Origin of the sequence: Thermoanaerobacter thermocopriae JCM 7501, assembly GCF_001310975.1 — a bacterium.
Lineage (GTDB): Bacteria > Bacillota > Thermoanaerobacteria > Thermoanaerobacterales > Thermoanaerobacteraceae > Thermoanaerobacter > Thermoanaerobacter thermocopriae.
Genome location: NZ_BAZY01000037.1, coordinates 1 through 19,555, shown reverse-complemented (window position 1 = coordinate 19,555; position 19,555 = coordinate 1). Strand labels below are relative to the sequence as shown.

Annotated in this window: 13 protein-coding genes, 1 tRNA gene, 1 other RNA gene and 6 pseudogenes; 2 read left to right on the top strand and 19 right to left on the bottom strand. The window is 33.7% G+C overall.

Annotation, left to right across the window (positions count from 1 at the left end; genetic code table 11):
- Nucleotides 1-30: 30 nt before the first annotated feature.
- A pseudogene (locus JCM7501_RS12795) lies at nucleotides 31-1,309 on the top strand (transposase).
- Nucleotides 1,310-1,713: 404 nt separating this feature from the next.
- Here the strand turns inward: JCM7501_RS12795 and JCM7501_RS13180 are convergent.
- Nucleotides 1,714-1,863 carry a hypothetical protein gene (locus tag JCM7501_RS13180; RefSeq protein ID WP_169729937.1) on the bottom strand — a complete coding sequence of 50 codons (150 nt, stop codon included), beginning with the start codon at nucleotides 1,861-1,863 and terminating at the stop codon, nucleotides 1,714-1,716.
- A gap of 101 nt (nucleotides 1,864-1,964) precedes the next feature.
- Between JCM7501_RS13180 and JCM7501_RS11120 the strand changes: the two genes are divergently transcribed.
- Nucleotides 1,965-2,930: a helix-turn-helix domain-containing protein gene (locus JCM7501_RS11120; protein WP_013150184.1), complete on the top strand. Its 966-nt coding sequence runs from the start codon at nucleotides 1,965-1,967 to the stop codon at nucleotides 2,928-2,930.
- Between the two features lie 339 nt (nucleotides 2,931-3,269).
- Here the strand turns inward: JCM7501_RS11120 and JCM7501_RS11115 are convergent, their stop codons facing one another.
- From JCM7501_RS11115 to JCM7501_RS11040, 18 genes and pseudogenes are all read right to left on the bottom strand, one after another.
- Nucleotides 3,270-3,482, bottom strand: coding sequence for an ABC transporter ATP-binding protein/permease (locus JCM7501_RS11115; RefSeq protein WP_003867904.1), 213 nt, complete (start codon nucleotides 3,480-3,482; stop codon nucleotides 3,270-3,272).
- A gap of 366 nt (nucleotides 3,483-3,848) precedes the next feature.
- A complete protein-coding gene (locus JCM7501_RS11110; protein WP_028992495.1) occupies nucleotides 3,849-4,097 on the bottom strand; it encodes a hypothetical protein in 249 nt (82 codons plus the stop codon).
- An 84-nt stretch (nucleotides 4,098-4,181) separates the two neighbouring features.
- Nucleotides 4,182-4,257, bottom strand: a tRNA-Ala gene (locus JCM7501_RS11105).
- An 11-nt stretch (nucleotides 4,258-4,268) separates the two neighbouring features.
- Nucleotides 4,269-4,621, bottom strand: a transfer-messenger RNA (tmRNA) gene (gene ssrA / locus JCM7501_RS12785).
- 3 nt (nucleotides 4,622-4,624) lie between these two features.
- Nucleotides 4,625-5,095, bottom strand: coding sequence for an SsrA-binding protein SmpB (gene smpB, locus JCM7501_RS11100; RefSeq protein ID WP_012995012.1), 471 nt, complete (start codon nucleotides 5,093-5,095; stop codon nucleotides 4,625-4,627).
- A gap of 86 nt (nucleotides 5,096-5,181) precedes the next feature.
- A complete protein-coding gene (gene rnr / locus JCM7501_RS11095) occupies nucleotides 5,182-7,368 on the bottom strand; it encodes a ribonuclease R (RefSeq protein ID WP_028992493.1) in 2,187 nt (728 codons plus the stop codon).
- A 9-nt stretch (nucleotides 7,369-7,377) separates the two neighbouring features.
- The gene (locus JCM7501_RS11090; RefSeq protein WP_012995010.1) at nucleotides 7,378-7,929 is read right to left on the bottom strand and encodes an HD domain-containing protein; all 552 of its coding nucleotides are present in this window, start codon (nucleotides 7,927-7,929) and stop codon (nucleotides 7,378-7,380) included.
- A gap of 118 nt (nucleotides 7,930-8,047) precedes the next feature.
- Nucleotides 8,048-10,680, bottom strand: a pseudogene (ppdK, locus tag JCM7501_RS11085) (pyruvate, phosphate dikinase).
- On the bottom strand, nucleotides 10,677-11,489 hold the full coding sequence (locus JCM7501_RS11080; protein ID WP_013150178.1) for a pyruvate, water dikinase regulatory protein: 813 nt from the start codon (nucleotides 11,487-11,489) through the stop codon (nucleotides 10,677-10,679). The pseudogene ppdK and the gene JCM7501_RS11080 overlap by 4 nt, the downstream one beginning before the upstream one ends.
- Before the next feature lie 87 nt (nucleotides 11,490-11,576).
- The gene (locus JCM7501_RS15245; protein WP_256201420.1) at nucleotides 11,577-11,708 is read right to left on the bottom strand and encodes a CBS domain-containing protein; all 132 of its coding nucleotides are present in this window, start codon (nucleotides 11,706-11,708) and stop codon (nucleotides 11,577-11,579) included.
- A gap of 241 nt (nucleotides 11,709-11,949) precedes the next feature.
- Nucleotides 11,950-13,337: pseudogene (locus JCM7501_RS11075) on the bottom strand (glycine--tRNA ligase).
- 108 nt (nucleotides 13,338-13,445) lie between these two features.
- Nucleotides 13,446-13,856 (bottom strand): DUF4342 domain-containing protein, encoded by a 411-nt coding sequence (locus JCM7501_RS11070; protein ID WP_012995006.1) that lies wholly within the window; start codon nucleotides 13,854-13,856, stop codon nucleotides 13,446-13,448.
- Nucleotides 13,857-13,870: 14 nt separating this feature from the next.
- Nucleotides 13,871-14,617, bottom strand: a complete 747-nt coding sequence (gene recO / locus JCM7501_RS11065; protein WP_013150176.1) for a DNA repair protein RecO — start codon at nucleotides 14,615-14,617, stop codon at nucleotides 13,871-13,873.
- A 6-nt stretch (nucleotides 14,618-14,623) separates the two neighbouring features.
- Nucleotides 14,624-15,294 (bottom strand): annotated as a pseudogene (gene deoC, locus JCM7501_RS11060) (deoxyribose-phosphate aldolase).
- Nucleotides 15,295-15,330: 36 nt separating this feature from the next.
- Nucleotides 15,331-16,237, bottom strand: a pseudogene (era, locus tag JCM7501_RS11055) (GTPase Era).
- Between the two features lie 11 nt (nucleotides 16,238-16,248).
- A complete protein-coding gene (locus JCM7501_RS11050) occupies nucleotides 16,249-16,947 on the bottom strand; it encodes a diacylglycerol kinase (RefSeq protein WP_013150173.1) in 699 nt (232 codons plus the stop codon).
- 4 nt (nucleotides 16,948-16,951) lie between these two features.
- Nucleotides 16,952-17,431 (bottom strand): rRNA maturation RNase YbeY, encoded by a 480-nt coding sequence (ybeY, locus tag JCM7501_RS11045; protein ID WP_028992490.1) that lies wholly within the window; start codon nucleotides 17,429-17,431, stop codon nucleotides 16,952-16,954.
- Nucleotides 17,428-19,492, bottom strand: a pseudogene (locus tag JCM7501_RS11040) (HD family phosphohydrolase). The gene ybeY and the pseudogene JCM7501_RS11040 overlap by 4 nt, the downstream one beginning before the upstream one ends.
- Nucleotides 19,493-19,555 lie beyond the last annotated feature (63 nt).

Genomic DNA, 19,555 nt, shown 5'->3' with positions numbered 1-19,555 from the left:
AAAAATTTTTTAAGAAGGAGGAAATCCTACATGTATCAGCTTCAATTGCTTTTAAATATACCTGAACTCTTTACCTCTTCTCAGTCTAAAATTGATTTCTATTCTTCTATGTTTGAAAATCTTGACCTGTCTTCAATAGCTGAATTCCCTTCCTCTGGCCCTGGCCGTAAGGGTTATTCTCATCATCCACTTTTTAGAGCTTTTATTGTTATTAAGCTTTAAGATTCTGCACAATTTCTGACCTTTTAGATTATCTCCGCAATAATCTTATCATTGCTCATCTTTGTGGCTTTAACATCCTTAAACCTCTTCCTTCTTATTGGACTTTCCGCCGTTTTATTAATGAGTTCTCTCATGATTATTTGACCTCTATCTTTCAAAATCAAGTCAATATCCTCAAAAATATGGGCATTATCTTTGGTGAGTTTGTTTCCATGGACTCTACCCCTATTAAAGCTAACACTAAGTTAAATAACTCTAAGTCTTTTTCTAAAAATAAATTCTCTAAAGATAATCAGCCTAAGTCTGATAAAGACTGCAAATTAGGCGTTTATTCTGCTTCTAGTGATTCTTCTAATAAACGTTATAAGTTTTATTGGGGCTATAAAAATCACATTATTGTTGATGCTATCTCTGGATTGCCTATCGCTGAAACTACTACTCCCGCTGATGTCCCCGATTTTGAAGTCGCTTTGTCTTTACCTGAAAAGACTAATAAGTGGTTTAACCTTAAGTATGTTAATTTTATTGCCGATAAAGGCTATGATGTTAAGAAACTTTATAATTATGTTAGAAATATTCTCCACGGTCATTGCTTTATTCCTCGAAACTGGCGTAATTCTAAAAATCCCCCTCTGACTGATGATGGTTATATGGTTTGTGAAGCGGGTATTAAAATGCTTAAAGATGGCAAGCAATATTTTGATGGTTTTATTAAGCAAAAATTTGTTTGCAAGTTCTGTAATTCTAAAGATGATTCTGCCTGCCTATAAGGCATCCTAAATATTTTAATGGCAAAAAGCATAGAGGCTGTACTAAGTATGCTATTATATCTTCTGATTATAGGTCTTCTATTAATAGAGACTCCCTATATTTTAAGGCTGTCTATAGACTAAGAGTAGAATCAGAAAGATATAATTCCCGCTTTAAAGCTCTGAATTTTGAAAAGGCTTATGTTAGAAATATTAATTCTGTGAGCAACCTTAATAGTTTTGGCCATATTACTTTGCTTACCGTCGCTATTGTAGCTATTAAATTGGGCAAATATGATGAGTTTAGATCTCTTGTTGCTTTGATGCAATCGGCCTAATTTTTATTGAATCTATTTCATGCCGTTTTTTAACATTTGACTTCTACAGGATATTTATGCCCTTTTTTAGCTCCTCTTTTTGTCTTTTCTTTTCCCTTACCACTTCCTTTCTGCTTGATTGTCAGTGTTAATTACTATATATTGTATGTCATACATATTTTGGTTTTTGATTATGATTATTTTAATTAATTTTGCACATCCCTACCATAAAATCCTATTTCATGGTATTTCCCTACTATAATGGTGTAACTATACTTGCATTAAATATATTGGATATTGAAATAATAAATATCGAGAAGATAAACTTTTTTAATCCCTTTTTGTTCATACTGCTAATTTACTAGCTTTTCTTCTTATTTAAAGATTTAGGTTAAAATGGATGGATTCCACTACTTACCCCTTTATCACTTCACCCCAATGTGGTCATAAGAGTGCAATTCTATTGCATCTTCTTCCCATAATGGAGCTACTTTTCCTCCTCCTAATACGTTGAAAAGGCAAGATGTAAATAAAATGTTTACAACAAAGAACATAATCAATAGTTTCTTCTTCATTCCATCTTCACCTGCTCTTTACATTTCCTTCTTTTAACTATATAATAGCTAATAAACAGAATAATTTCAAGCCGATTTGAATCGGCATGGGGTGTTAAAAAATGGATGGTTTCTATTACGATTTAGAAGCATTTGGTGAAGAACTTAAAAATATTCGCAAATCTCTGGGACTTTCCCAAAGCGATGTTTCCAAATATGGTTTTATTAACAGAGATACACTTAGAAAAATTGAAAACGGTAAAGTCATACCCAAACATGAAACTCTAGAGTTATTGTCACACCTTTATAAAAAAGATTTAAATGAGTTGCTTCTAAAATACAGATTAAATGATTATTCTATCTTCTTTGACATAAAATCCTCTCTAGAAAAGAAACTCGAAAGCGGAGATTTTGAAAGTTTGAGAGATGATATTGATAGGTTAAAGAAATTGCTTAAAAAATCTGATATGAGCCTATATTATTCTAAGTTATTAAATCAACTTTTACTAATCGCTGACTCTGTCTTTGAAAAAACAATCAATGAAAATTATGAAAAAGCTATGGAGAAGCTTCAAAAAGCGATGGAATTTACTATTCCCAACTTTTCTCTTTCTAATTACACTGATTTCGTCTACAGCGATATGGAAATTAGAATTTTAATGAATATGGCTTTGATTATCAAAAAAACAGAAGGTGTACAAAAAAGCCTTGAAATGCTTTTGTTCTGCTTGGAAAATTTATCACCAGAGGAATGGGAAACAAAAATAAAAATATATTACAATATATCCTATAACTATCATATACTTTCTCTTACTGAAGAATCTTTACATTATGCAAATCTCGGAATAGAAACCTGTGTAAAGAACAACACCTTAAGTAGTCTGGGACTTCTGTATTTTAGAAAAGCAATTGCAGAGTACCATCTTGGCAGAGAAGAATACAAAGACTCTTTATCTAAATCTATACATTTACTCGAAATAACTGGTCAGGAAAAACTTATAAAGACGATTATGGAGTCCTGCAGGAAGTTTTATAATTTGGAAATTTCTAAGGAAACTAACATGCTTGTAATAAAAAGTCGTGAATGAAATTAAAATATTTAGAAATATTTCTTTTCTTCGATAGAGGAAATATAGTTATAATTACAAAAACTTTTCACACTTCTGTTTATGATAACAGTGAAACAATATTTTTTTTAACAGACAATCGAGTAGAAGCTGAATAATTATTTTATTCAGCATCCTCGAGACTGTAAAAATTTGGTGTAAACTTATTAAAAACCTCTTTCTTGGTAAGAATTAGAATATATACAAAACCAAGAAGGAGGTTGACCTCGCTATCGCTATCCTCTGCCTCTCCCCTCCTGACAGCAGTTTCCCTCCTTCCCCTACATCGCTGTATATGCCCTCTGGCAATTTCTCTAACAACTACCCTAATCCTGCTGTCTTCGCTGCTCTTATTACTTCTTCATCCGTGTATTTGTCATTAAATAGAGTTATGTTATCCTTTACTGTGCCATCAAATATAAACACATTCTGATGTAAAAGCGTTATTATCTTAAACAAATCTTTTTTGTCTATTCTCCTTAATTCTATCCCATCCAGTTTTATCTCACCCTCATAGTTTTCGTATTGTTTCAAAAGTAGCTAATTCTATTAGCTCTTTCATTGATGGTATGTATTTTATAAAGCTTGCATAGAAGAAAAATTTTAAATAATACAGATCTACCTGTAAATCCCTTCATATAAAATTCTTTTTTGCAACCTATCCTAGAAATGATAATTATTACAAACGCTTGTAAATGTTTTATCACCTATATCTCCATGTACTTTTGGTTCTCTTTTTTTGCTATTATTATTGTCGTACCACTTTTTTATCATTCACATAAGCTGGAGTTACACTAATATATGTCAATATCCTAAGCAGAAAAGCTATCGTCAATAAAGCTATAGCTTTTTCAATTTTCTCTACCTTCCAAGTGTTCTTTTAATTTTATCCTAACATTCTTACTTCTGCCAGTAAAATGGCAAAATTGTTGTTGAATCTTCCCAATATTTCGCTTTGGCAAAGTTATTCATCTTTTTCTTCATTATTAAACCGTAAGTTACAGAAAGATAAATTTGTAAAATAGTTTCAGGACCAGTAAAATTAACTATTATAGGACTGAAAAAGGGCTTGTTTAAAATAAATTGTCTATCTACGCTCAGAAGCCCTAGTTCTTCAAAACGTAGTCTGGCCTTTCCCAGGTCTATCATAATCTTGACACCTCCATACGGGAACCAATTAGGCACCAAAAAGGCTCTAGTACCTTGCAGGATACCTAGAACCCTTGATTTTTCTGGTGGAGCTGATGGGACTTGAACCCACGACTTCCACAATGCCATTGTGGCGCTCTCCCAACTGAGCTACAGCCCCATATTTATTTTTGGTGGAGGTGCGGGGAGTCGAACCCCGGTCCGAAGGCGTCACAGTAAAAGCTTCTCCGAGCGCAGTCGCTGTTTTAACTTTCCCTCAGCGGTTCTCCCAGCGACAGGATAACCGCCTCGGTAGCTTCATAAGTTCCGGTTTTGCCCCGAAGCCTGAGCAAAACCAGTTCCCCACTCTTTTGGCGCCCAATCCTGAAACGTGGGCATTTCAGGTTGGACGGCTACCTTAAATTAGGCAGCGTAAGCTAATTCTCTGTCTGCGTTTATTTTTACTCCACCGTTTTTACGAGCTGGCGGACAACTCGGCTCGCTACTTTTACCTCGACTGCCCCCGTCGAAACCAGTACACCCCCACGTTATATGCCTAATTGTTTTTCTTTAAAGTGCTTTTCTAATTCTCTTTTTGCATCCCTTCTTGCAATATCTTCTCTCTTATCGTAAAGTTTTTTACCTTTCGCTACAGCTAATTCAACTTTGGCAAGGCCTCGTTTTAAATAAAGCTTTGTAGGAATTAAAGTGTAACCTTTCCTTGTCACATAGCCAATTAGTTTATTAATCTCATGTCTATTAAGAAGTAATTTTCTAGTCCTTAAGGGATCTTTATTAAATATATTGCCTTTTTCATAAGGACTTATATGCATATTATAAAGATAAACTTCATTGTTTTCAACTCTTGCAAAACTGTCTTTTAAATTGACTTTCCCCATTCTAATAGATTTAATCTCAGTCCCCGTAAGTGCTATTCCTGCTTCATAAGTCTCTTCAATGAAATAATCATGATAGGCTTTTTTGTTTTGAGCAATTATTTTAATCTCTTCTTTCGTCAAAACTTAAGCACCTTCTTTAGGGAAAAATTGCCCTACTTGTGTGTCACAAATAGGGCATCACATCGCTATTATATTATAGCACATTTTTAAATAGTGTCAATATATGTTTCTGCGCTTTTATGCTCCGTTAAACCAATCTCTAAGTTATCTTTTTCCTCTTCTGCTAAAACAAAATCTATTTCTCTTCTATCCACATCTACATGAACAACTTTTACATAAACTTCTTTACCTATAGAATAAACTTTTTTACTTCTTTCACCAATCAAAATATATCTTTCTGGTTCAAAATGGTAATAGTCATCCTCCAAGGAAGCAACATCTACTAACCCTTCCACAGTGTTATCGAGTTCTACAAAGAATCCATAATTTGTAACATTGGAAATTATTCCTTTATAAACATTTCCTATTCTATTTGCCATGTACTCTACTTTCTTTAATTCTTCTATTTCTCTTTCTGCAGTTTCTGCTGCTCTTTCTCTCTCAGAAGATTTTATAGCAATGTCATTTAAAATTCTGTTGTAATGACGTTGTCTTTTTTCTGTTAATCTTCCATTTATGTATTCTTTGATTATCCTGTGAATTATAAGGTCAGGATATCTCCTTATGGGGGAAGTAAAGTGAGTATAATATTGGGTCGCCAAAGCATAATGGCCAATGTCTTCTGGACTGTATCTTGCTCTTTTTAAAGACCTTAAAAGCAAAGTTTCTACAACTCTTTGCTCGCTCTTTCCTCTCACTTGTCTTATTAATTCTTGCAAAGACTTCGGATGTATTTGTCCTCCTTCAATTCCTTTTATATGATAGCCTAAATTGTGAATAAATTTATTAAAAGCAATCAACTTTTCTATATCCGGATGTTCATGAATTCTATAAACAAAAGGTACATTTAACCAATGCATGTGCTCTGCTACCGTTTCATTAGCTGCTAACATAAATTCTTCAATTATCCTATGAGCTATATTCCTTTCGACTTTTACAATATCTATTGGCCTGCCCTTCTCGTCTACTATTACTTTAGCTTCAGGAAAATCAAAATCTACACTACCTCTTCTTTTCCTTTTCTCCAGTAACACTAGAGCTAATTCTTTCATTATTTTAAAATCTTCCAATAAATATTGATACCTCTTTTTTAATTCTTCATGATTTTCTTCTAAAAGTTTGTAAACATTTGTATATGTCATTCTCTCTTTACTTTTTATAATACTTTCAAAAATTTCATGGTCTACAACTTCTCCTTTAGAGTTTATTTTCATTTTAACAGTGAGAGTCAGTCTTTCTTCCTGTGGGTTTAGACTACAAATACCATTAGATAACTTAGGTGGTAACATTGGTATTACTCTATCAATGAAATATACACTGCATCCTCTTTTTAATGCTTCTTTATCTAAATGAGAACCCTCTTTTACGTAATGGCTTACGTCTGCAATACTCACATACAATATATAATTGCCATCCGAAAGTTTTTGTACACATACTGCGTCGTCCAAATCTTTTGCATCTTCTCCATCAATGGTAACAAAATTTAAGTTAGTCAAATCGACTCTTCTTTTTAGCTCTTCTTCAGGAATTTCTGTAGGTATATCTTCTGCTTCTTTTAAAACCTCTTTAGGAAAAACTTCAGGAATATCATATTCCCTTATAATGGACATTACATCTATACCAGGGTCTCCTTTATACCCCAATACTTCTATAATCTCTCCTTCGGGACTTCGTCTTCCTTCAGGCCATTTGGTAATTCTGACAACAACTTTCATACCAGTTTTTGCGCCTTTATCTTCTCCTTTAGGAATAAATATATCTTGGTGAATCTTTTTATTGTCAGGCACCACAAATCCAAAATTTTTGTTTTTTTCATAAGTTCCAACAATAGTCGCATTTGCTCTTTTGAGAATTTTTACAACTTCTCCTTCTTCACTCTTTCCATCAACTCTCTTTGTAACTCTTACCAGAACAGTATCATCATGCATTGCGCCATTCATACCACTTACAGGTATGAATATGTCCTTTATATTGCTATCTTCTGGAATTAAAAAACCATAGCCTCTTGAATGAAATTCAATCTTACCTTTGACCAAATCTAATCTTTCGGGAATAGCATATTTGCCTCGTTTTGTTTTAAAAACGAGGCCTTCTTTTTCCATTTCCTTTAATATCGATTCTAAAATATTTCTTTGACTGTAATCTATATCCAAAAATTTCATTATTTCTTCTATCTTAGAAGGTTTATAATTTTCCTCATTCATTAGTTCTAAAAGTTTTTCCTTCACATTCATTTCCATTCCTCACAATCCTATCTGTGGTGCTATTTTTTTCATCTCATTAAGAGCAATCTCTAAAAATTCGTCTAAAGAAATTCCAAATTCTTCACAAGTTTTGATCTGGTCACGATTTGCTCCTTTAGCAAAAGTCTTGTCTTTAAACTTTTTCTTTACCGATTTTAGCTGAACCTCTTCTAATTTTTTAGAAGGCATCACATAAGCTGTTGCAGTAATTAAACCCGATAAAGGATCTACTGCAAAAAGGGCTTTGTCCAGTAGAGATTTTCTCTCAATATCATGAATTTCATTATGGGCCATAACTGCATGTACTATTTCCTCATCAAGACCATGTTCCCTTAAAATTTCTCCACCCTTTATACTGTGTAACTCTGGATTATCTTTAGTTTCCTGGTAGTCTATGTCATGTAATATCCCTGTAACAACCCATCTTTCAACATCTTGTCCTAATCTTTCAGCTAAACCTCCCATTATAGCACCTGTAGCTATCATGTGATTTATCAGAGTCTCATCAGATACGTATTCTTTGACAAGTGCTAAGGCTGTGTTTCTATCCATTTTAATTCCTCCCGGTATTAAAGTTACCAATTTTACTTAATATTATAACATGAATTTTCAAAAAAAATAACTTTAAAATACTCGAAGGCAGCAAATTGATTTGCTGCCTTCGAAATAATTATTTATTATCGTATTTTATTGCCGCTTGAGCAGCAGCCAACCTTGCAATAGGCACTCTGTATGGTGAACAGGAGACATAATCAATCCCTATCTTATGGCAGAATTCAATAGAAGATGGGTCCCCACCGTGCTCGCCACATATACCTACTTCAAGGTCAGGTCTTGTCTGTTTTCCAAGTTTAGTACCCATTTCTACTAACTTGCCAACGCCTTCTTGGTCAAGTTTAGCAAATGGATCAAATTCATATATTTTCTTTTCATAGTAGGTTTCAAGGAACTTGCCAGCGTCATCTCTTGAAAAACCAAAAGTCATCTGAGTCAAGTCATTAGTACCAAAGGAGAAGAACTCAGCTTCTTTGGCTATTTGGTCAGCTGTAAGAGCTGCTCTTGGTACCTCTATCATTGTTCCTACAAGGTATTTTATCTCCACATTGTTTTCTTTTATAACTTCGTCTGCCACTTTTACTATTATGTCTTTAAGATATTTAAGCTCTTTAAGTTCACCTACAAGTGGTATCATAATTTGCGGTTTTACGTCTTTGCCTGTTCTCTTTTTGACGTTTATAGCAGCTTCTATTATAGCCCTTGTTTGCATTTCGGCAATTTCTGGATAAGTTACAGCTAATCTACAGCCCTATGACCTAACATTGGGTTAAACTCTTTTAAGCTTTCTACTGTTGATTTTAGTTCTTCAAAAGTTATACCCATATTTTCTGCAAGTTCTTTAATTTCTTCATCTTTATGTGGTAAAAATTCATGCAATGGTGGATCCAAAAGACGTATAGTAACAGGGAAGTCACCCATCACTTCAAATAAACCTTCAAAGTCGGACCTTTGCATAGGCAACAGTTTTTCTAGTGCTTTTCTCCTTTGTTCTTCTGTCTTTGAAACAATCATTTCTCTCATAGCAGGAATTCTGTCTTCATCAAAGAACATATGCTCTGTCCTGCAAAGACCTATCCCTTCAGCCCCAAACTGAACCGCAACTTTGGCATCTCTTGGTATATCCGCATTAGTTTTCACTTTTAATTTTCTATATTTATCTGCCCACCTCATGATAGTTGCAAAATCTCCAGTTATTTCAGGTGTAACAGTCTTTATTTCTCCAATGTAAACATTACCTGTGCTACCATCTATTGATATGTAGTCTCCCTCATGAACTTCTATATCACCAATTCTCATTACTTTTGCTTGCTCGTCTATCTTCGCATCACCACAACCTACTACGCAAGCTGTACCCATACCTCTTGCCACAACAGCCGCATGAGATGTCATACCGCCACGAGTTGTAAGTATTCCTTGTGCTACAGACATACCTTCAATGTCGTCTGGAGATGTCTCTGTTCTTACTAAAATTACTTTTTCTCCTCTTGCTTTTGCAGCTTCTACCGCCTCACCAGCGGTGAAATATACTTTACCAGATGCAGCACCAGGAGATGCAGGCAAACCTTTTGCCACTGGTTTTGCAGCTTTTAGCGCGTTAGGCTCAAAAGTAGGATGTAATAACTGGTCTAATTGCTTGGGATCTACTCTCAAAACTGCTGTCTTTTCATCTATTAAGCCTTCAGCCACTAAATCTACAGCTACTTTCAAAGCTGCCTGAGCAGTTCTCTTTCCGTTTCTTGTCTGCAAGATGTAGAGTTTGCCTTTTTCAATAGTAAACTCTATGTCCTGCATGTCTTTGTAGTGTTTCTCTAATTTTTCAGCAATTTCTACAAACTGGTTATAGACTTCTGGCATAGTCTCTTTCAAAGTTGAAATTGGCTGAGGCGTTCTAATACCTGCAACAACGTCTTCTCCTTGAGCATTCATCAAGAATTCGCCAAATAAAGCTTTTTCACCCGTTGCAGGATTTCTTGTAAAAGCAACACCTGTACCGGAATCATTACCCATGTTACCAAATACCATCGATTGAACATTTACTGCTGTACCCCAATCACTTGGTATGTCGTTAAGTCTTCTGTAAACTATTGCCCTTGGATTATCCCAAGACCTAAATACAGCTTTTACAGCTTCTAAAAGTTGTTCTTTTGGATCTTGTGGGAAGTCTACCCCCATTTCTTTTTTGTAAAGTTCTTTAAATCTTTTTACTACTTCTTTGAGGTTTTCAGCTGTTAAATCTGTATCAAATTTTGCACCATTTTCTTCTTTTACTTCGTCTAAAATAGCCTCAAATTTATTCTTATCAATTCCCATTACAACATCTGAGAACATTTGAATAAACCTTCTATAGCTATCATAGGCAAATCTTTCATTGTTTGTAGCTTTAGCAAGGCCTTCTACTGTCTCATCGTTTAAGCCAAGGTTTAAAATAGTATCCATCATACCTGGCATTGAAACTCTCGCACCAGACCTTACCGATACCAATAAAGTATTTGTTGGGTCTCCAAATTTCTTGCGTGTAATCTCTTCTAATTTAGCCATATATTCATATATTTGATCTACAATTTCTGGAGCTATAGTTTTACCATCCTGATAATACCTTGTACAAGCCTCAGTTGTGACTGTAAATCCTTGTGGAACAGGCAAACCTAACTTCGTCATTTCAGCAAGATTTGCACCTTTTCCTCCTAAGAGGTCTCTCATTGAAGCGTCGCCTTCACTAAATAAATACACATACTTTTTACTCATATAGTCTCTCCTCCTTTTAATACGTTTAATATCACATTAGCTGTTTCCTCTACAGCTTTATTTGTAACATCGATTACAGTACACCTTAATTTTTTCATCACCCCCTCAGCATATTTTATCTCTTTTTTAACCCTTTCTTCAGAAGCGTATATAGCATTAGCGTCAAGACCGAGAGATTTTAATCTCTCTTTTCTTATCTTTACCAAAACTTTAGGGTCTATAGTCAACCCAAATATTTTCTTAGGGTTGATTTCAAATAGTTCTTGAGGTGGTTCAATTTCTGGCACTAGTGGCAAATTAGCGGCTTTTATGTATTTATGAGCCAGGTACATGCACAAAGGTGTTTTGGATGTTCTAGAAACCCCTATAACAACTACATCTGCCAATAATATACCCATTGCATCTTTGCCATCATCATATTTTACAGCAAATTCTATTACTTCAATCTTTTTTAAATAATCCTCTTTGCTATTTTTTGCTAAATTGGTATGGGGGGATATACCAGTACTATCTTCAATAGCATTTATCACCGGTCCCATTACATCTACTATTTTTATGCCAAATTTCTGTGCTTTTTTAAGAAGATAATCTTTTAATTCTGGAACCACCATAGTATGGATTATAATGCTATTTGCATCATTTGCTGCTTCCATAATAATTTCTTCTATTTGATTTTTATCACCCACATAAGGATATTTTTTTATTTTTTCTATAAAAGTATCAAAATGGGCAGCAGCAATACTCGCAATGTTTTCTGCTGTATCTACATTAGAATCTGAAACCAAGTAAATTGATACTCCTTCTTCCATTCAATAAATCCCCCTAACTTTCCCCAAGCTTTACAAACAATTAACTATATTAGTGATCCCTCTTTCTATCACTTCGTACTGCAGCTTCTATTCAGGAAGACTCTCTACCCAGTGCTCCATAATTTTAACCGCTAAATTATACACAAGTTTATTATCATAAGTTGTAACCATGTTAAGCACACGGGTCATAATTATTCCCACCGACCTTACGTTTTTCATGAGACAGCGCCGGCTAAAAATCCTCTATTTTTTTATTTTTTATTCTCTTTATATATTTTTTATAAACGTTTTCTATTTGTTTATTACTTTAGTATAATTATATCATAAGTTTATGAGATAACCAACTTTCTTTTTCGTTTATTTTATATTATAACACAGAATATTATGCCTCAAAAGCTAAAAAAATCAGGCAAAAGCCTGATTTTTTCGGTTGTACTTTACATTACCTTCTCTGATTCCCTTAAAAATTTAACCTTTCTTCTAGATATTTCTCTACTTCTTCAATTTTTATTCTCACTTGCTCCATGGTATCTCTATCTCTTATGGTTACACAGTGGTCATTTTCCGAATCAAAGTCATAAGTAATACAGAAAGGCGTGCCTATCTCATCCTGTCTTCTGTACCTTTTACCTATGCTTCCTGTCTCATCGTAATCTACTACAAATTTATTTCTTAACTGGTCATAGAGCTTATAGGCATTTTCTGATAATTTCTTGGATAAGGGAAGCACTGCTGCCTTAATGGGAGCAAGAGCAGGATGAAGCCTTAAAACCACTCTAGTTTCCCCATTTTCTAACTCTTCTTCTTCATACGCATCTATTAAAAATGCCAACATTAACCTATCTACCCCAACAGAAGGCTCAATGCAATATGGTATGTACTTTTCTCCTGTTGCAGGTCCATATAAGACAAATCAACTCCCGAATGTTCCATATGTTGCCTTAAATCAAAATCTGTTCTATTAGCTATTCCCCACAACTCTCCCCATCCAAAGGGAAAATTATATTCTATGTCTGTGGTTGCAGTACTATAATGAGATAATTCCTCTTTTTTATGGTCTCTAAATCTTAAATTTTCTTTTTTTAAGCCGAATTCTAAAAGCCAATCCATGCAATATTTTCTCCAATAATTAAACCATTCCATATCCTCTCCTGGTTTACAGAAAAATTCTAATTCCATCTGTTCAAATTCTCTCGTTCTAAATATGAAATTACCGGGAGTTATTTCATTTCTAAAAGATTTACCAATTTGTCCTATTCCAAAAGGTATTTTTTTACGAGTTGTTCTTTGAACGTTTTTAAAGTTCACAAAAATCCCCTGTGCAGTTTCTGGTCTTAAATACACTTCTGACTTAGAATCTTCTGTAACCCCTTGATAGGTTTTAAACATGAGATTAAACTTCCTAATATTGGTAAAATTATGGGCACCACATTTTGGGCATGGCACTTTATGCTCTTTTATAAATTCCATCAATTGTTCATTCGTCCAACCTTCAATAGAAATATTTAATTCCTTTTCTTTAATGTAGTCTTCAATCAATTGGTCAGCTCTAAATCTTGATTTGCACTCTTTACAGTCCATTAAAGGATCGCTAAAACTGCTAACATGACCTGATGCAACCCACACTTCTGGATTCATCAAAATAGCAGAATCAATACCTACATTATAAGGGCTTTGTTGAATAAATCTTTTCCACCACATCCTCTTAATATTGGATTTAAGTTCTACGCCTAAAGGTCCATAATCCCAAGTATTAGCAAGTCCTCCGTATATCTCAGACCCTGGAAAAACAAATCCTCTGTTTTTTGCAAGGGCAACTATTTTATCCATTGTAACCTGTTGTGGCATCTATAACACTCCTTTTTCTCTCGCAATTATGCAAAAACCCTTCATCCCTTTTGGGAAGAAAGGTTTTTGACGTTACTTATTTAAGAATACCAAAGAGATAAGTTTCTGTCAATCTTTTTTCTTTTGTTCTTTTAATACGGTTACGCTTTTATCATGTTTTTCAACTTCAATTGTGACATTTGCTAAAAGAGCCACTGCCGCTCCTACTAATGTCAACTGAGGAATTATAACTGCAGAAATAGCACCTGCTGTTACAGGAATCTCTACAATAACTTTGTCATCTTTTTTTATTCTTATTTTTGTAACATTACCTTTTTTAACTAATTCTTTTATTTTGTCTATAACTTCTGAACCTGCAACTGTAAAGGTCTCAATCCAGCTTTTTTTATTCTCTTCTATATATATTAATGCATCTACCACACTGCCACCTGATTTTTCTAATGCTTCTTTTGCTTCTTTATAGCTTACGCCCAACCTCTCTACTATCATATCTATTTTTTCTAATTCTTCATTTGACACATTAAGCCCTCCTTTCACATATTTTGTAATTTGTCAATAAAATCTTTTGATTTTAGCTCTATTTCCAAATGTTCTTTCATATAAGCTGTTATTATTTTATCCACTTCTTCTTTTATAACTCCTGAAACTTTAATATTTTGAAGCTTTTCATAATCTCCTTTAAAAAAATACTTTATAGCTTTTAATGCTACTTCATGCAATGGTCTGGCATCAAAACATTTATTTTTGCAGATTGTACACACTACACCACCGCAAGAATTAGAAAAATATTTTAAATCTTCTCTTTTTCCACAAACAATACAATTATCAAGTTGAGGCATATACCCCAATAAAGAAACTAATTTCAAGTTATAAGAAACAATAAAAATTAAAGGGTCTATTTGTAACTCGTTAACAGCTTTAAAAGAATGTTTTAAAAATTGATATAATTTTTCACTTTTTTGATTTTCCTCTAAAATTTTGTTTACAGTTTCGGAAATGTACGACGCCACAGAAAATTTAACTAAGTCTTTTTCTATATTTTTATGGGATTCTATTAATTCCCATTGGTCAATGTAGTAATAATTTTGTCCTTCAAAAATAACATAATTGGCAACCATAAAAGGCCTTATTGCATTCACAAAACGACTCTTTGATCGTCTTGCCCCTTTTGCTACCGCCCGAAGTTTTCCATAGTTTTTAGTAAAAAGGGTAGCCATTTTGTCTGTTTCACCTATTGAATTATTTTTTAATACTATTGCTTCTGTTTTTAACAAGCGCATTTTTTATCAACTCATTTTTAGTTTATTCCATTCCTCTGCAATCTTAACTCCTGCACTTGCTCCAATGCGATTAGCTCCTGCTTCAATCATCGCCTTAGCATCTTCAGCAGTTCTAACACCACCAGAGCTTTAACGCCAAAGTTTTTACCAACCGCCTGCCTCATTAATTTTACGTCCTCTACAGTAGCTCCACCTGGTCCAAAACCAGTAGAAGTCTTAACAAAATCAGCACCTGCCTCTTGGGTGAGCTGACACGCTTTTATCTTCTCTTCATCAGTGAGATAACAGGTTTCTAAAATTACTTTTACAACTATATCTCCGTGAGATTTCACCGCTTTTACAACTTCTTCAATTTCTTTTTTCACATAATCATAATCTCCACTTTTTAGCATACTTACATTCAGTACCATATCTATTTCTGTAGCGCCCCTTTTTACTGCATCCACCGCTTCAAAAACTTTGCTTTCAATAGTATTTGCACCCAATGGAAATCCTATAACCGTGCAAACTTTAACATTTGTATTTTTTAACATACTATAGGCAAGGTCTACAAAACAAGGGTTTATACACACAGAAGCAAATCCATACTCTTTTGCCTCACTGCAAAGCTTTTCTATTTCACTTTTTGTCGCATTTGGCTTCAGTAGAGTGTGGTCAATCATTTTTGCTATATTCATAACCATAACCTCCTTTTGTTTCCACTAAATACTTTACTATTCGTAAGTTTTCTTGTCAATGGCATATCCTAATTTTTTTAGTAACGTCGTATTGTCCCTCCATTTTTTCTCGTCTTAACCCATAGATCGAGAAAAACCTGTTTTTCATAAAATTCTTCCAAATCTTGTCGTGCACTTTGACCTATTTTCTTTAGCATTTGTCCATTTTTACCTATAATAATTCCTTTGTGAGACTCTTTTTCACAGTAAATATATGCTTCAATGTCTACTATATCTTTATCTTCTCTTTCTTTAATAGATTCCACTTCTACATAAACACCGTGAGGTACTTCTTCCTCTAAAAAGTGTAACATCTTCTCTCGAATTATTTCTGCCACTATTAATTTTTCGGGCTGATCTGTTATATATCTTCCAAATAATATTTGGGACCTTCCGGCAAAAGTGACACAATTTTTTCTTTCAACAAGTCTATGTTTTTATTTTCTATAGCAGAAATAGCCACTACATCTTTAAAAGCATACTCCTTTTTAAAAATTTTTATAGTCTCTTCTATTCTTTCTTCCGGTACCAAATCTATTTTATTGACTACAAGTATAACAGGAGTATCTACTTCTTTTAAATGCTCAATTATATATCTATCTCCAGGTCCTATTTCAGTATCTGGTTCTATCATATACAAAATAAGGTCGACTTCCTTTAATGTTCTTTTAGCTACCTCTATCATAAATTCGCTTAATTTAGATTTAGGTTTATGAATACCAGGAGTATCAACAAAAATAACCTGGTATTCATCTGTCGTCAAAATCCCACGAATAGTATTTCGAGTGGTTTGAGGTTTGGGAGAAGTAATAGCAATCTTTTCTTGCAAAATTGCATTTAAAAGAGTAGATTTACCTACATTAGTTCTGCCAATTAATGCTACAAAACCGGCTTTATAGCCCATATAATCACTCCTTATTTGATTATTTGAAAAATCAACACCGTAATCAAGATTCCAAACAAACCTCCAAAAAATACCTGAGAAAAAGAGTGAATTTTACCTTCTACTCTGCTTTCAGCCACCATAAGAGCAAGTAAAAAGCCTAAAGTAGCAATAAAGGCGTTTGCTGTCATAAAAGTTATAGCTGTCGCAGTAGCGAAAGCAAGAGCACTATGAGCGCTGGGCATTCCTCCCCTCATAGGGGTTCCTTTTTTAAAATGTACCTTTAAAATTATAGTCAAAAAAGCAACAACTAAAAGGCTTGTAACTGTAACATGAATCGGTGACTCTCTAAGCCTTATTAAAATTATTTTTGTCCAAGGGTTTACCCTATCAAAAAATATTAAATAAGCTACAAGAACAGCATTTATTGCAGATATAAGAACTGCTCCTGCAGCGACATTTTTCGCGACTTCAGCCAAGGGATTATAATTTTTAACCATCATGTCAATTGCGGTTTCAATAGCTGTATTTATCATTTCAGAAATTAAAACTAAAGAAATAGTAAACAAAATTGCCACAAATTCTACTTTGGAAAGGTCAAAAAAAAGGCAAAAAAACAATACAAATATTGCTACGGCAAAGTGAACTTTCATGTTCCTTTGAGTTTTAAAAGCATGTAAGATTCCTTCTATCGCATAATTAAAGCTGTCAATCAAATTTCTCGATTTCACAAAATCACCGCCTAATATTAAGCCTCGCCATAATTTCCTTTTCTTTTTGCCTCATAATTTTTCTTTCCTCTTCAGTTTGATGGTCATAACCCAAAAGATGCAGCATGCTGTGAGCAGTCAGATAAGCTACTTCTCTCTCAAAGGAATGGCCATATTCCATTGATTGCTCTAACGCTTTTTCCAAAGAAATAACTATGTCTCCTATTGGCTGTACTTCTTCTGACTCTTGATCTATTTTCTCAATCTTGTCATAAGTCTCTTCAAATTCTGCTAAAGGAAACGACAAAACATCTGTCGGCTTATCTATGCCCCTGTAATATTTATTTAACTTTCTCATCTCCTCATTATCTACAAAGGATACACTTACTTCAACATTATCAATAACCTCTTCTACTTCTAATACAGTTTTTATTACTTTTTCAATCAATTCTTCTAAATTTGCTGCATCGACTTTACTTTGTCTGTTGTCGATTAAAATGTTCATTCTAACACCTCTTTATTTTGATTTGGTTCAATATCAGGATACTCAATTCTTTTGTGAAACATACCTGTTAAAGCAGTCAAAAAAGAATTTTTTATAGTTTTAATATTTTTTAAAGTTAAATCGCTATCTTCTAACTGACCATCGTCTAATCTATCTGCAATGATTTATCTATCATATTTTTTATGTTTTCCTCAGTAGGTTCAGGAATAGACCTCACAGCTGCTTCTACAGAATCTGCCAACATCAAAATAGCAGACTCTTTAGTAGAAGGCTTTGGACCTGGATATCTGAAAGATTCTTCTTCGCAAGATTCCTCTTCATTTTGTAAAGCCTTAGTATAAAAATATTTCACCAAAGAAGTACCATGGTGTTCTTTTATTAAATCAATGATTTGTTGAGGAAGCTTATACTTTTTAGCTAGCTCCACTCCATCTTTTACATGAGAAATTATTACTAATGTACTTAAATCAGGAGAGATTTTATCATGTAAATTTTCTCCTGAAAGCTGGTTCTCTTTGAAAAAATAAGGTCTTTTAATTTTACCTATATCATGATAATAAGCTCCTACTCTAACCAATAAACTGTTGGCTCCAATAGCATCAGAAGCAGCTTCTGCAAGATTTGCCACTACCATGCTGTGGTGATAAGTCCCAGGAGCATCCATCATAAGTCTTTTTAGGAGCGGGTTATTTGGGTTTGATAGTTCCAAAAGTTTTAAAGGAGTTAGAATATCAAAAACTGCTTCCCAAAAAGGTAAAGTGCCAATCACCAAAATTATACTAAAAGTCCCACTAACAATCCCCCATAAACTACTTTTTAATACAGAAATTATATCATTGCTATTTAAAAGCCCTATCCCTACAATGCTTACAAGATTTACACCACTAACGTAAAGGCCTGCTTTAACAAAGTCTAAACGTTGTTTAGGATGAGAAAGTTTTACTGCACCAATCAATCCTCCTAGCAATGACATAAAAATAAATTCTTGGTTAAACCCCACCATCAAGCCTACTAAAAGAGAATAAATTATGTCTATCATAATGGCAATATAAGGATCTATTAAAACAGAAATTAACATAGGCAAAGTAGCTGAGGGAATTAAAAGGGGTTCAATCTCTTTAAAGGCAACGACCAATAAAAGATAAAAAATACCTGTTAAACACAACAATTCCATGTAGATTTTTTTGGTAGTAATCTTTTTGTCCAATTTTATAATATAATACATTGATAGAAACAGTGACAAGCCTAATATCAAAAGCAAACCTATTATCATTCCATAATCAATTTTACTACTACTCTTTAAAAGGCCCAAGGATTTTAAAACTTCGATTTGTTGTTGTGTCACTACCTCTCCACTGACCACAATGTTTTGCCCTTTTTTATACATAACTGGCTGTACTTTTTCTTCTGCTTCTTTTTTAGCAAGGTTTGTCTCATAGGCATTGTATATCATATTAGGAACAATAACAGAAGATAAAACCTTAATTGCTACTGGTTTTACTTCTGCAGAAATATCAGAACTTTCTACAACACTTTCAGCATCTTCTAAAACAGTAGGTAAAGTATCTTCCGTAATCTGCCTTGCCATAATCGCTTTTTCAGTCGACAACACAACCGATTCCATGTTTATAAGAGTATTATCATCTATTTCTAAAAGCAAAGTTATATCATCCTCTTCCAAACCAATTGGACTTATAGCTTTAAAGTCTTGCAACTTTTTTTCTTCTGCTTCTTGAGATTTGCGTATTTCTCTCAATTTATTGAAAAAATCAACTAGTTTACTATAAGATTCTTTTGCAATATTTTCATTATAATCATATTTAGGATTTACCGCATTTACTGCTTCTTGTATCTTTTTTTGAGTAGCTATTATATCCACTACATCTTTAGGTGCCTTTATATCTTGGGTTGCTACATCCCCTGCCTTAAGGTCAAATTTAGGAGGCGTTACACTGGTATAAACTAAGGCATAAGAGAAAATAAAATAAAAAACAGCAAAAAAATGATTATTAATCGCTCATTTTTAATTATATTTTTTATATGTTTGTCCAATTTTTTCATAAATTATTCCCCTCGCTCCGGGATTTCTGATTTGTTTTCCTCCTTATTCTTCTCATAAATTTT